This window comes from Kordia algicida OT-1 (genome assembly GCF_000154725.1).
In the GTDB taxonomy this organism is placed as follows: domain Bacteria; phylum Bacteroidota; class Bacteroidia; order Flavobacteriales; family Flavobacteriaceae; genus Kordia; species Kordia algicida.
In genome coordinates, this window is sequence record NZ_DS544873.1 from 3,560,356 (window position 1) to 3,574,529 (window position 14,174).

13 protein-coding genes are annotated in these 14,174 nt (G+C 35.9%); 6 read left to right on the top strand and 7 right to left on the bottom strand.

Annotation, left to right across the window (positions count from 1 at the left end; all coding sequences use genetic code 11):
• Positions 1-63: 63 nt before the first annotated feature.
• From KAOT1_RS15200 to KAOT1_RS15230, 7 genes are all read right to left on the bottom strand, one after another.
• Entirely contained in the window at positions 64-918 is an 855-nt protein-coding gene (locus tag KAOT1_RS15200) for a tetratricopeptide repeat protein (protein ID WP_007095745.1), read from the bottom strand.
• Positions 915-1,949, bottom strand: coding sequence for a vWA domain-containing protein (locus KAOT1_RS15205; RefSeq protein ID WP_007095746.1), 1,035 nt, complete (start codon positions 1,947-1,949; stop codon positions 915-917). Before KAOT1_RS15205 ends, KAOT1_RS15200 begins: the two co-directional genes overlap by 4 nt.
• Position 1,950: 1 nt before the next feature.
• Entirely contained in the window at positions 1,951-2,463 is a 513-nt protein-coding gene (locus KAOT1_RS15210) for a flavodoxin family protein (RefSeq protein ID WP_007095747.1), read from the bottom strand.
• 2 nt (positions 2,464-2,465) lie between these two features.
• The gene (locus KAOT1_RS15215; protein WP_007095748.1) at positions 2,466-3,473 is read right to left on the bottom strand and encodes a vWA domain-containing protein; all 1,008 of its coding nucleotides are present in this window, start codon (positions 3,471-3,473) and stop codon (positions 2,466-2,468) included.
• Complete coding sequence (locus tag KAOT1_RS15220; RefSeq protein ID WP_007095749.1) at positions 3,463-5,157, bottom strand: hypothetical protein; 1,695 nt, start codon at positions 5,155-5,157, stop codon at positions 3,463-3,465. The genes KAOT1_RS15215 and KAOT1_RS15220 overlap by 11 nt, the downstream gene beginning before the upstream one ends.
• A gap of 7 nt (positions 5,158-5,164) precedes the next feature.
• On the bottom strand, positions 5,165-6,031 hold the full coding sequence (locus KAOT1_RS15225) for a DUF58 domain-containing protein (protein ID WP_007095750.1): 867 nt from the start codon (positions 6,029-6,031) through the stop codon (positions 5,165-5,167).
• A 136-nt stretch (positions 6,032-6,167) separates the two neighbouring features.
• Positions 6,168-7,163 carry an AAA family ATPase gene (locus KAOT1_RS15230; protein WP_007095751.1) on the bottom strand — a complete coding sequence of 332 codons (996 nt, stop codon included), beginning with the start codon at positions 7,161-7,163 and terminating at the stop codon, positions 6,168-6,170.
• 236 nt (positions 7,164-7,399) lie between these two features.
• On the opposite strand from KAOT1_RS15230, the gene KAOT1_RS15235 reads away from it, so the two are divergent.
• The 6 genes from KAOT1_RS15235 to KAOT1_RS15265 all read left to right on the top strand — a co-directional run bounded on the left by KAOT1_RS15235 (position 7,400) and on the right by KAOT1_RS15265 (position 13,949).
• Positions 7,400-9,232 carry a sodium:solute symporter family protein gene (locus tag KAOT1_RS15235; protein ID WP_007095752.1) on the top strand — a complete coding sequence of 611 codons (1,833 nt, stop codon included), beginning with the start codon at positions 7,400-7,402 and terminating at the stop codon, positions 9,230-9,232.
• 317 nt (positions 9,233-9,549) lie between these two features.
• Complete coding sequence (locus KAOT1_RS15240; RefSeq protein ID WP_007095753.1) at positions 9,550-10,419, top strand: aldo/keto reductase; 870 nt, start codon at positions 9,550-9,552, stop codon at positions 10,417-10,419.
• Positions 10,420-10,512: 93 nt separating this feature from the next.
• Complete coding sequence (locus KAOT1_RS15245) at positions 10,513-11,265, top strand: SDR family NAD(P)-dependent oxidoreductase (protein ID WP_007095754.1); 753 nt, start codon at positions 10,513-10,515, stop codon at positions 11,263-11,265.
• Positions 11,265-11,894 carry an HD domain-containing protein gene (locus KAOT1_RS15250; RefSeq protein ID WP_007095755.1) on the top strand — a complete coding sequence of 210 codons (630 nt, stop codon included), beginning with the start codon at positions 11,265-11,267 and terminating at the stop codon, positions 11,892-11,894. Before KAOT1_RS15245 ends, KAOT1_RS15250 begins: the two co-directional genes overlap by 1 nt.
• Positions 11,891-13,027, top strand: coding sequence for an ATP-binding protein (locus KAOT1_RS15255; protein WP_007095756.1), 1,137 nt, complete (start codon positions 11,891-11,893; stop codon positions 13,025-13,027). Before KAOT1_RS15250 ends, KAOT1_RS15255 begins: the two co-directional genes overlap by 4 nt.
• A 247-nt stretch (positions 13,028-13,274) precedes the next feature.
• Complete coding sequence (locus KAOT1_RS15265; RefSeq protein ID WP_007095758.1) at positions 13,275-13,949, top strand: NUDIX hydrolase; 675 nt, start codon at positions 13,275-13,277, stop codon at positions 13,947-13,949.
• Positions 13,950-14,174 lie beyond the last annotated feature (225 nt).

The following is a 14,174-nucleotide window of genomic DNA, read 5'->3' on the forward strand; positions in this document are numbered from 1 at the left end:
GTCTTTGTTCTTTATTCTAAAAGCGCAACGATCTTATATCTTTTATCGGACAATATAGAATAATTACCAGTCTTTCTCAGCTTTTACCTTAATGCCTTTGGCTTTCTTTTCATTGAGTTTGTCCTGCGTTTTCTTCTCAGCATTGTTCATGGCTTGCAACAAACTTTTTACTTGTTGTGGCGACAACTGATTTGGCTTTGGCTGTTGTTGTTGTTTTTTGTCGTCTTTCTTTTCGTCAGCTTTGTTTTGATCGTTTTTATCGTCTTGTTTCTTTTTATCTTTTTCCTGATCGCCTTTTCCGTCTTTATCTTTGTCGTCCTTTCCGCCTTCGTCTTTCTCCTTATCGCCTTTATCTTCGTTTTTGTCTTTTTGATCTTTGTCGTTCTGATCTTTTTTGTCTTGCTCTTTGTTTTCCTCTTTTTTGTCTTTGTCCTTTTTGTCTTTGTCGTCTTCTTTCGGAGGATTTTTCTCTAGCATTTCTTTAGCTAATGCAAAATTGTAGCGCGTTTCATCGTCTGAAGGATTGTTGCGCAATGCATTTTTGTACGCAGCTACTGCTTTTTCGTATTCTTTATTTTTCATGAATACATTTCCCATGTTGTGATACGCGCTGTGTTTCTCAGCTTTAGTCATTGCAACCTCAGCAGCTTGTTTGTATCGGTTGAAGGCTTCTTCGTAGCTTTCATTTTGGTAATAGGCATTTCCTAAGTTGTATTTTGCCGTGGCATTTTCGCCATCTTTTGAGATTGCTTTTCGATACTCCGCTTCTGCATCTACAAAACTATCATCTTCCAAAGCTTTATTGGCTTTGTAGGTATAATTATTTGATTCTTTTTTGATTTGTTCGGCTTCCTTATTTTGCCCATTTGCAATGGCAACCGTCAACAATACAATCCATATGTGTTTTACGTATTTCATGCTCTTTTTTCATTAAATAAGTTCAACTTTTGCAACCATGCTGTTTTTCGTTCTAGTAGAAAAACATCTAACAGTAATAAGAAGATTCCCAACCCAAGAAACCATTGAAATTGATCTTGGTATTCTGAGAATTTTTTTGCTTCAAATTCTGTTTTATTCATCGTACTTAATCTGTTTTTGATGAATGCTACAGCTTCTTCTGTTACGGTTCCATCAATATATTCGCCGTTACCTTCCGCAGCAATGTCTTTTAAGGTTTTTTCGTTGAGTTTTGTAATGACAACTTCTCCTTGCAAGTCACGCTTAAATGATTCCGTGATGCCGCGTCTTTTTATCGGAATTGGTCCTCCTTTTGTGGTTCCAACGCCAATGGTGTATGTTTTTATTCCTTCTTTCGTTGCTTCTTCTGCCAATTGTCCTGCGCCACCTGTGTGATCTTCTCCATCGGAAATTATGACCAAAACTCTATTGGTTTGTTCTACATCGTCGTAATAGGTTTTTGCCAAACGAATCGCATCATCAATGGCTGTTCCTTGCGATGATAACATGTTGGTGTTCAAGTTATTTAAGAACATTTTCGCTGCCGAAAAATCAGTAGTAATTGGTAATTGTGGTACGGCTCTTCCCGCGTAAGCGATAATTCCTATACGGTCACTTCCCAAGTTATTGATGATTTCCGATACAATACGTTTTGATTTGTCCAATCGACTTGGCGAAATGTCTTCTGCCAACATACTTTTAGAGACATCTACGGCAAATACAATATCGACACCTTCTCGTTTTACCGTTTCTAATTTCGTGCCAATTTTCGGATTTACCAACGCAACGACTAACGAAGCGATTGCCAAACACCAAATGGTCAATTTCAAAATTGGTTTGAAGATTGATTTTTCCGGACTTAAACGTTGTAATAATTGTTTGTTGGCAAATTTACGCTGCGCACTTCGTTTCCAAAGTTGCAAGAGTATGAATACCAACACCACAACTGGGATGATAATTAGTAAGTAAAAATATTTTTTTTCTTCTAACATATTAGTTTTCCATCAATTGGTTCGCAAATTTTGTAATGCTTTGCTGAACTGTTGGTGTTATTGTTTTATTTTCTATCCATGTATGAATGTGTCCTTTGTATTGCATGCCTAAATAATGAGCACTTTCTACAAAAGGCATTTCAAAACCTTGTTTTATTTCTTTATCAGATCCGCAACTTAGCACGCCCATGTTGGTTCCGCGTAAGCGTCTTCCAATGTCTTTTTCTTCGTATAGAAAGTCAGATATTCTATCAAAAAATACTTTCATCACGCCACTCATGGTATACCAATAAATTGGCGTTGCAAAGACAAATGTTGTATAAGTTGCCGTTAGTTTTTTAAACAGCGTATTAAAATCATCTTCATTGTCCAGATCGTATGCAAAGTGATTGATTTTGTATTGTTTTAAATCGATCACGTCGAAATTTGTTTGTTTTTGAAGCTCAGAAACAATGGTATGTGTGTTTCCGTGACTTCGCGAGCTTCCTAATAGTATGACTCCTTTTGTTTTCATTATTAGATAAAACTTCTAAAGAGTGTTTTGCGCAATAGGATTTCGATCAACAGCAATATTCCTGCAAAGAATACAAAGATCCTGAATTTTTCTTCATAGTTAGTGTATCGGAATTCTTCGATTTCTGTCTTTTCTAGCTTGTTGATTTCATCATATATTTCCGCCAATTTCTTTGTATTGGTCGCTCTAAAATATTTTCCTCCTGTGGTTTTTGCAATTTGCTGCAATAGCTTTTCATCAATTTCCACTTGCATGTTTCTAAATAATATGGTTCCATCTGGATTTAAAGCAACTGGCGTGGAAGCCATTCCGTTGGTTCCAATACCAATAGTGTAAGTTTTGATGCCATATTCTACTGCCAATTCGGAAGCAATTTGTGGTTCTATAAATCCTGCATTGTTGACACCATCCGTTAGTAAAATGATGACTTTACTTTTGGCTTTACTGTCTTTTAAACGATTTACAGCAGTTGCTAATCCCATGCCAATGGCGGTTCCACCAATTAATTCACCATGTTTGTATTTGATATCTTTTAATGCATTTTGAATGATGCTTTTGTCAGTCGTAATTGGCGTTTTGGTAAAACTTTCTCCAGCATACACGACCAATCCGATACGATCGCTTGGACGTCCTTCAATAAATTCAGCAGCTACTTTTTTGAGTGCTGTAAGCCTGTTTGGACGTAAGTCTTTGGACAACATACTTGCCGAAACATCAATTGCCATGACAATATCAATTCCTTTGTTGGTTTTGATACGTGTAGAAACTTCTTTGGTTTGCGGACGTGCCAATGCTGTGATTAATGCCATAATTGCTAACATTCGCAATACAAATAGTATGGGTTTTAGTTTTGGCAATATGCTTGGTGTTGCTTTGAAACCTTGCAAACTTGACATTTTTACAGTTGCCAGTTGCTTTGGTTTTTTCCAAATATACCAAGCGATTGCTAGTGGAATGAATACTAGCAACCAAAAAAACTCTGGATGTGCAAAACTGTAATTATCTAACATCATTGTTTTCTGTTTGTGTGATAGAATTCAAGATTCTAGCGACTATTTTTTCTGCTTGTTCATCGTCTTCTGCATGTAGCATTTTCAGTATTTGTATGCCACGACCTTCTTCAAAGATGTAGGCTTCGTATGCACTTTCTTGCGTGCCACCAAACGGACTTTCTTCGTCTACGAAGATGCCTGTTCCGTACATTTTAAGACCTTTGATGCCTGTTGGCGATTCGTATTCGTCGTATTTTACGATGAGTTTTGTGGCGCCTCTGGCTTCGTAACCTTTTAAGATTTGTTCGCCAATATCATCTAACGTGATTTTTGGTTTTTCCCTAAATGTGACTACTTCAAGTGCGATAGAAAATGGTGCTAAATGACTTTGATACGCGTATATTTCTGTTTCTACAGGCAACGGAACGCTGTCTTTACTTTTTATCGGTGTCATTCGCTTGAGTACTTGCGGTGTTGCAATGGTAAATCCGGAAGCACCATATTGACTTGTAACCCATTCGCCATCAACTAAATCGCTCATGGAATGTCCTAAGTAAGTATTTTCTTTTATATATGATATAGTAGCATATCCAATTAATCCACCAAAAACAATTATCATTGCCACAATTCCGATAGCAGCGTTTCTGAAACGACGTTTTTTACGTTGTTGTTCTAGCAAACGCAATTGATATTCTTCATCTTTTTTGCGTTCTTCTTCAGATATTTCAGGAATGGCTTCTTTGGTTTCTACTACGATGTGTTGCACCAAATTACGATCGGCTTTTATGACAGCATCATCTGGTTTTGATTTTGCAAATTTTACTAAATCGGCAGTTTGCAATACATTTTTTAGATTTTTGATCGTTTCGTCTTTTAAATCTAAATATCCTGCATCTTTTTGTGCTTCTATTTTACGGATGAGTTCTGCTGTGGTACTTTCTAGCGCATCAATTCGTACTTCTTCTTCTATGTATTGACGTACAATATTGGTCAATTCAGAATAGTAATTTTTGTATTCTGATTTGAGTAATAGCGTAGAATTATCGAGTTCGTTCAATTGTAATAATGCGCGATCATACGGAGGAATTTCCGCCTTTTTCTTTTTCTTCTTTTTGTCTTTTAGCTGAAATACAAAGTAGTAAAAGTACAATCCGAAAAGAATGATTAAACCAAGAACAATTAATAGATATTTCCACCAATTGCTACTTCCTTTTTCTACAGAAACGATCGATTTTATTTCAAACATTTTCTGCTTCAACGTGTCCACAGCAACATCCGCCACAGCGATACGAATAGAATCGGTAAAGAATGGTTTTTCGTCAATGAGTATTTTTTGCTTCGGAATGAAATATGTTCCTGAGTCAAATTGCGTAAGTCCATACTTTTTTATGAGACTGTATTTTGCTTCTTTTTTGAGTGTATCAGTTTTGTAAGATTCCAGCAATTCTAACGGAACAAAGAGATTATTCCCTTCTGGAAAAACCACACTTGCTGTTGTGTCGGCTTCCACTAAAATGGACAGTTTTATTTCTTCTCCAATTTTTATTTGCGTAGAATCGACAACTGCCGCTACTTTTTGTGCGAATGAATAGCTTGTAAACAGCAAAAAGAGCACCATCCAAAAGCTGCTCATTCGTAAGAATGCTTTTTTTGCTTTAGGTCGTTGTCCTTTTGTATTCATAATTCTTACTTCGTTCTTCATAATTCGCTTAGCCTCTCCTTTTAAAATAGCCTAATAGTTTTTTTACGTAACTTTCGTCAACTCTTGTATTTATTGTCCCTGCGCCACTTCTGGAAAATAATTCCTGAAAGTAGTTTACTTTGTTTCTGTAAAACTTCGCATAGTTGTTTCGTACTTTTTTTGAACCTGTGTTGACCAACATGCTTTCGCCTGTTTCGCTGTCGAGCATTTGTACAATTCCGAGATTTGGAATTTCTTCTTCACGCTTGTCATAGATTCGTATTCCTGTTAAGTCGTGCTTTTTGGCAGAAATTTTCAACGTTTGTTCGTATTCGTCTGCAATAAAGTCAGAAAGAATAAACACGATGGCTTTTTTCTTCATTACGCTTGATAGAAATCGCAATGCTTGTGAAACATCTGTTTTGGTACTTTTGGGTTTGTGTTCAAGTAGTTCACGAATGATGCGCAATACGTGCGATTTTCCTTTTTTTGGTGGAATGAACAATTCGATTTCGTCTGAAAATAGAATCAATCCGACTTTGTCATTGTTTTGCATCGCCGAAAAAGCCAATGTTGCAGAGATTTCCGTGATCGTTTCGTTTTTGAATTGCGTATTGGTTCCAAAAAGTTCTGAGCCAGAAACATCTACCATTAACATCATGGTAAGTTCACGTTCTTCTTCAAAAACTTTAATGTATGGTTCGTTGTAACGCGCGGTTACATTCCAATCAATATTTCGTACATCGTCGCCAAACTGATACTGACGCACTTCGCTAAACGTCATTCCACGACCTTTGAAGGTAGAATGGTATTCTCCTCCGAAGATATGATCGCTCAGTCGGCGCGTTTTAATTTCTATTTTTCGTACTTTTTTAAGTAACTCTTTTGTATCCATTGTTTCAGTGTACAGTACTCAGTTTTCAGTGTTCAGTGTTCAGTGAACGGTTTTCAGCTTTCAGTCGGTTCATAATAAGCATTGAATGTTATTAGAGAATAACTCACAACTCAACACTCATAACTCAAAACTTAGCCTACGGTACTTCAATTTCATTTACAATCTTGTTGATGATTTCTTCGGAAGTGATATTTTCAGCTTCTGCTTCATAGGTAATTCCGATTCTGTGACGCAATACATCGTGTACTACAGCACGCACATCTTCTGGGATAACGTAACCTCTACGTTTGATAAAAGCAAAACATTTAGCGGCATTTGCTAAGTTGATGCTTCCACGAGGCGACGCTCCAAAACTGATTAATGGTTTTAAGTCTTCTAGTTTGTATTTTTCTGGATAACGTGTAGCAAAAATGATATCCAAAATATATTTTTCAATTTTTTCATCCATGTAGACTTCCTTGACAGCTTCTTGCGCTTTTAAGATTTGGTCTACAGAAACCACTGGATTTACAGTTTCAAAACTTCCTTTTAAATTGGCACGCATGATGAGTTGTTCTTCATCCATTTTTGGATAATCAATCACAACTTTCAGCATAAAACGGTCTACTTGCGCTTCTGGTAATGGATACGTTCCTTCTTGCTCCACAGGGTTTTGAGTTGCCATTACTAAAAATGGTTTATCTAACACAAACGTTTCATCACCAATAGTTACTTGCTTTTCCTGCATAGCTTCAAGCAATGCTGATTGTACTTTAGCTGGTGCACGGTTGATCTCATCTGCCAACACAAAATTTGCAAAAATGGGTCCTTTTTTGATGGAGAAGTCATTCTCTTTCATGTTGTAAATCAAGGTTCCTACAACATCAGCTGGAAGTAAATCGGGCGTAAACTGAATTCTGCTAAAGCTTCCTTGCACAGCTTTACTCAACGTATTAATGGCTAACGTTTTTGCCAATCCAGGAACACCTTCCAACAGAATATGTCCTTTTCCAAGCAAGCCAATTAATAAACGTTCTACCATGTGCTTTTGCCCGACAATTACCTTGTTGATTTCCAACGTTAGTAAATCAATAAATGCACTTTCTCTTTCAATTTTTTCGTTAATAGCTCTAATATCTATTGTTTCTTCCATTTGGGTACTTTTTTGTGGCGTGAATTTATGAATCACATTTTAACGATGCAAATTGTTAAAATTATTCGTTTATTGCTGTTAATAATTGGTTAAAATATTAAGGATATTTATATATTGAAGCCTTTAAAACTCAAAAGTGTGGTTAAAAACGAACGATCATATTTTTTTGTTGATAACTCAAAGCTTTATAGATTTGACTTTTAGCGACTTGTATTGCTTTTTTTGAACACTATTTTATGGAATTATCAGGATTAGATTACAGCCTTATTTTTGGATTTTTCGCTATTGTTTTAGGAATTGGAATTTACGTTTCTAAAACCTCTGGAAAAAACGCTACCGAATATTTTTTATCTGGTCGAAATATGCCTTGGTGGATTTTGGGAGTTTCCATGGTTGCCACCACATTTTCAACTGATACACCAAATTTTGTAACAGATATTGTTCGAAAAGATGGCGTTTCTTCCAACTGGATGTGGTGGGCGTTTTTAATTACAGGTTTGTTGACGGTTTTTGTCTATGCAAAGTTGTGGCGAAAATCGAATGTAGCAACCGATATGGAGTTTTATGAATTGCGTTACGGCGGAAAACCTGCAAAATTTCTTCGATGGTTTCGTGCGATGTATTTAGGAGTTGTTTTCAACATATTTGCAATGGCTGGAGTGACCTTGGCAGCCATTAAAATTGGTAGTATTATGTTAGGTTTGCAACCTTGGGAAACAGTTGTATATGCAGGATTAATTACCGTAATTTTTAGCGCTATTGGCGGATTTAAGGGTGTAATTTATACCGATTTTTTACTCTTTTTTGTCGCGATGGCTGGAGCAATTGGCGCAGCGTATTATTGTGTAAATCTTCCAGAAGTTGGTGGCATTGAAAAGCTAATCACGCATGAAAATGTTGCGGACAAACTCAATATTTTTCCAGATTTTAATAATAAAGAAATATTAATTACACTAATTATCATTCCGTTGGCAGTGCAATGGTGGAGTTCGTGGTTTCCAGGTGCAGAACCTGGCGGTGGTGGTTATATTGCACAACGAATGTTAGCTGCAAAAGATGAAAATCATGCAATTGGCGCAACGTTCTTTTTCAATATTATGCATTATGCATTACGTCCGTGGCCTTGGATTTTGGTAGCGTTGGCTTCGTTAGTGATTTTCCCAGATATTGCGAGTATTCAAACAGCATTTCCGGATATTCCTGCTAATAAACTTGGACATGATTTAGCATATTCTGCAATGTTGACAAAATTGCCTAGTGGATTGTTAGGTTTGGTATTGGCTTCCTTGGTTGCAGCATATATGTCTACGATTTCGACACATTTAAATTGGGGATCGTCTTATATTGTCAATGATTTTTATAAAACTACTGTTAACAAAGAGGCTTCTGAGAAAGAACTGGTAAATGTTGGACGAATTTCTACGGTTGTTTTAATGGTTTTGAGTGCGTTTTTTGCATTAAAACTAAAAAATGCATCACAACTTTTTGAAATCATCATTATGTTTGGCGCAGGAACCGGACTCATTTTTATTTTAAGATGGTTTTGGTGGCGAATTAATGCTTGGAGCGAAATTTCTGCGATGATTGTTTCTGGTGTAATTTCTATTTTATTTAAATTTACTGTGATTGGAGAAATTATGTTTACATACAAAGATTTAGACGGAAGAACCATAGAAGGTTGGATGCCAAGTTATGCACAATTTCCGCTAGTGGTTCTGATTACAACTATTGTATGGCTAACTGTGACATTCATGACACAACCAGAAACGAAAGAAACCTTATTTAATTTCTACAAAAAGATACAGCCTGGCGGTCCTGGTTGGAAAAAAACCATTGCTGATGCCAAAGAAGCAAATGTGGAAATTGTAACCGATACAAAACCTTGGAATGTTCCCTCAGGAATTTTAGCCATGCTAGTTGCGATGATTTTTATTTACAGCATTATGTTTGCTACAGGATATTGGATTTATGGCGAAACTACACTAGCAATAAGTTTAACTGTAGTTGCTTTTACTTCAGGATTTATTTTGATAAGACTTTGGAAAAAGATTCGAACGACGGTTTTTTAGACTTGTTCCCGCATAGGCGGGAATCTCTTAGATCGCTTTCGCTGTTAGACTTACTTAGACTTCTTAAATTATTAGAAAGTTCGTCAAGCTGAACTTGATTCAGCTTCTCATAACAGTACGTGAAAATTTTGTAAGATTCTGAATCAAGTTCGGAATGACGTAGAAAACAAATCAAAAAAGATTTTGTATTCGAGAAGCACTTTAAATCTGGAAATTGTTTTCGATACAATTTTTCTTCATTTTATTCTGAAAAACCACTCAAACTGACGATTGAGAAAGATCAAATTCGTACTTTTACAGGAAAACTTATTTATACTGTGAATACAAATTATTCAAGAATTATAGCAGGAACGATGACGTGGGGAATTTGGGGAAAACAACTCAATACTTCACAAATGATCGAGCTGATGCATCATTGCAAAAACACTGGAATTACAACCTTCGATCACGCAGATATTTATGGCGGTTACACCACCGAAGCTGATTTTGGAAAGGCATTCGCGCAAAGCGGCATTCATCGCGAAAGCATCGAAATTATTTCCAAATGTGGTATTCAATATCAAGCAGAAAATCGACAAAATACGATTAAACATTACGATTATTCAGCAGCGTATATTATTTGGTCGGTAGAAACTTCGCTTCAACATTTACAAACCGATTATTTAGACCTTTTGTTGTTGCACAGACCAAGTCCGTTGATGCATCCAGACGAAATTGCAAAAGCGATCGATCAGCTAAAATCACAAGGAAAAATTAAAAATTTCGGAGTTTCCAACTTTACACCATCACAAATGACGATGGTTGGGACAAAAAACGATGTTTCAGCAAATCAAATTCAGTTTTCATTGACAGATTTTGACGCGATACATGACGGAACACTCGATTTTATGATTACAAATTCCATTTTACCAATGGCGTGGCAACCGTTGGGAAGTGTCTTTAGAGAAGAAACCGAACAAACCAAACGCATTCACAAGGTATTAGATAATCTCACAGAAAAATACAACGCGACCAAAGATCAATTGGTATTGGCGTGGATTTTAAAACATCCATCAAACGTACATCCTGTAATTGGAACGACAACGCCAGAACGTATTACAAATGCTTCAAAAGCTACTGAGATTGACTTGTCGCTCGAAGATTGGTTTACGTTGTTGGTGGAAAGTCAAGGACATAAAGTTCCGTAGCTTCGCAGTTTTGAGATGTTAGATTTTAGTATTGAGTATTTTTTAGTTTAATTTAAAAATAGATTCCCGCTTGCACGGGAACAGCTAAAGCAGATGAGAAAAACAGCTTTTATTACAGGTGCCACAAGCGGAATTGGACGCGAGATTGCACGCGAATTCGCCAAACATAACATACGTTTAATTTTGTGTGGTCGCCGACAAGAACGTTTGGACGAATTGCAACAAGAATTGAGCACTCATACAGAAGTGCATACTTTAAATTTTGATGTTCGAGACAAAGAAAAAGTAGCTGCTGCTGTCAATTCCTTACCTGAGAATTTTCAAACGATCGATATTTTAATCAATAATGCAGGAAATGCGCATGGTTTAGATCCGATTCAGACAGGAAGTTTGGACGATTGGGACGCAATGTTAGATATCAACGTTAAAGGTTTGTTGTATGTAAGCAAAGCTATTATTCCGCAAATGGTGGCTCGAAATTCTGGGCATATTTTGAATATTGGCTCTACGGCAGGAAAAGAAGTCTATCCGAACGGAAATGTGTATTGCGCCAGTAAACATGCCGTTGATGCTCTGAATCAGGGAATGCGAATTGACTTGAATACACACGGAATTCGCGTAGGTGCCATAAATCCTGGATTGGTTGCAACCGAATTTAGCGATGTGCGTTTTAAAGGCGATGAAGATCGTGCTGAGAAAGTTTATCAAGGATATCAACCTTTGACTCCACAAGATGTTGCTGAAACTGCCTATTTTATTATATCACGACCGCCACATGTAAATATTGCCGATTTGACCATGATGTGTACGGCGCAAGCTTCGAGTACGATTGTAAAGAAATCATAATGTATAACAAACCCTATACTTCTTGGCGAAATTTAGTATTGAACTATACCAATGATGAAACATTACTGATTCAACTTTGGGAAGAAATCAATAAAAAATATACTTCAAGTCGGCGTCGTTATCACAACTTAGATCATATCAATTATATGTTGAAATTAGCTTCAAAAAACAAAGCTGATTTCAATGATTTTGATATATTACTTTTTGCCATTTGGTACCACGATATTATCTATAAAGCGACCAAAAGTAACAATGAATTGAAAAGTGCCGAATTTGCTCAAAAACAACTAAAAAAGCTTCAAATTGATACAAAAAGGATAGAAAATTGCTTTAATTTGATCGTTTCCACAAAAAAACATGAAATCATAAACACTAAAAATCAAGATAATGCCTATCTTTTAGACTTCGATTTGGCAATTTTGGGAACTTCTTGGGAAAGCTATAAAGCCTATACTCAAAAAATTCGCAAAGAATATAACATGTTTCCAGATTTCATGTACAATAAAGGAAGAAAGAAAGTATTGCAGCATTTCTTAGAACGTCCACGAATTTATTACACCGAAAAATACTACGATTTATGGGAAACCATCGCTAGAGAAAACATTCAAAAAGAACTCACTTTGTTATGATTAATAAACGCCTTTTGATTAAAAACTTGCTCGCTCATAACGACGAGAATAGTTTTTATGATAAAAAGCGAAAGTTGAATATTGGCGAAAAAGAAGGAAAAGCAAAGTTTCTTAAACATATTTGCGCGCTTTCCAACAGCAATCCTGCAAATAATTCATACATCGTAATTGGTGTGGAAGATGAAGATAATAAGATTGTTGGTGTCGATTTTTTTGATGATAGTAAGATTCAAAACCTCATCAATGCGTATTTGGCAAATCCGCCAATGGTACAATATGAAAATATCTACTTTCCGCATTTGCCCAAAGGAAAAGTTGTGGGTTTGGTGACCATTCGCCCAAATGCTGAAATTACCTCGCTTCGTAAGAATATCTGGAAGTATTACGGTGGTTCTGTTTTTATGCGTGATGGCAGTATTTCCATGCCAAAAGTGTATGATATTAAGATTAAAGATGTGAACTCCGATATTGTAAAAACCATTGAAAAAAGTGCGCAGAATAACATCAAACTTACGTTGGATAGCGTGATTAATTTCATCACGAATGAACACAAAAATCTAGAATCACATTACCAAGTTTTTAAAGAACAATTTATTGTCTGTTGGGCAGGAATTAAGCAAAAAAAGCATGATAAAACCTTTTATTCTCGTGTAGATATTGAATTGATTAACGAGCAAGTAAAATTATTTTATTCCGCCTTAGATCAGGTTGAAATTACCTATACAGAAGATGTATTTACCATTGTAGAATATGTGCCACTTGGCTTGCAAAACAAAAATAAATATTATCCGTTGGAAAAAGTAACCATCACGTTTCAGCCAAACGGAATGTACTCTGTAGCTACCAATTTGATTTTTGAAGCGCCACAATTCAACAAAATAACCTTGCATCATATTTACAATACTAATAATACTATTTTACAGAAACTACAAAAAAATCAGCAACTTAACGAAGATGAAGATGGCGATTTACGCAACCTTCCCGCTACCTATATGATTTGTTATTTGAATGGTTTTCACGAAGCCAAAGACAAATTAGACCAAGCAAAACCACTTTTAAAAAACTACGATAAAGATGTGTACGAACTTTACAAAGCAACTATTCGAATTTTGCGGAAAATAAAGTATAACTAATCTGTTTTTGGGCGCTATTGATTCACAACATGAAAAAGAATCTCCTATTTTTTTATTAATTTTCTTATTTCTAGTATTTCTTCTTTTTTTGCATTCATACATTGCCATGATAGTTGGTGGCGTCGTTTTGACAAGAGTTATAGAGATTGTATTATTTGTTATTTTTATCACTATTCTCGTTTTTAGTTTTTCTACAGCTCATAAAGATGAATAATTGTTACAAAGTAATTCGTATTTTTGTCCCATGATGCAAAACATTCGTGTAGCTGTAGATGCCGTGGTATTTGGATACAAAGACCACCAATTAAACGTACTTTTAATCAAAAGAAAAGTTGCGCCTTTTCAAGGTTCATGGGCATTGCCTGGCGGTTTGGTATTGGAAAATGAAAGTTTAGAAGCTGCCGTAGAACGTGAATTAAAAGAAGAAACCAACGTTACTATCGATTATTTAGAGCAACTCTATTCGTTTGGAAAACCTGATCGCGATCCGCGAAATCGAGTCGTTTCTGTAGCATACTTTGCATTGGTAAAACCATCACATCACAAAATAAAAGCGGATACCGACGCGCAAGATGTTGCTTGGTTTCCTATCAACGAATTGCCAGAATTAGCGTTCGATCATCACCTCATTTTAGACAAAGCAAAAACGCGTTTGCGCAACAAACTCACGTACGAGCCTATTGGTTTTGACTTGCTTTCGAATAAATTTCTATTCTCCGATTTGGAAAAACTCTACATGACCATTTTGGAGAAAAAAATTGATCGTAGAAACTTCCGTAAAAAAATTATGAGTTTCGAAATCTTGGAAGAACTCGACGAAAAAGTTTCTGAAGGACGTGGAAGACCTGCAAATCTGTTCAAATTCAACAAAAAACAATACTTCAAACTACAAAAAGAAGGTTTCCTATTTGATATTAAGTAAGTTTCTTTTCAGGATAACTTTGAGTCTTCTGAATATATTTCAGAATGTATAGAGAGGTATTTTGTAAATCATAGTTTTTTATCACGAATTGTCTTTTTTACTATTTTTTCTTTTAAAATATTTTCACAAATTACGCACTGTTGCGGGAAACTGAATATATGTAAACTAAGAACTCATCTTTACCTTGAGCGAAGTCAAAATAGAATCTTTTAATTTTTCAATCAT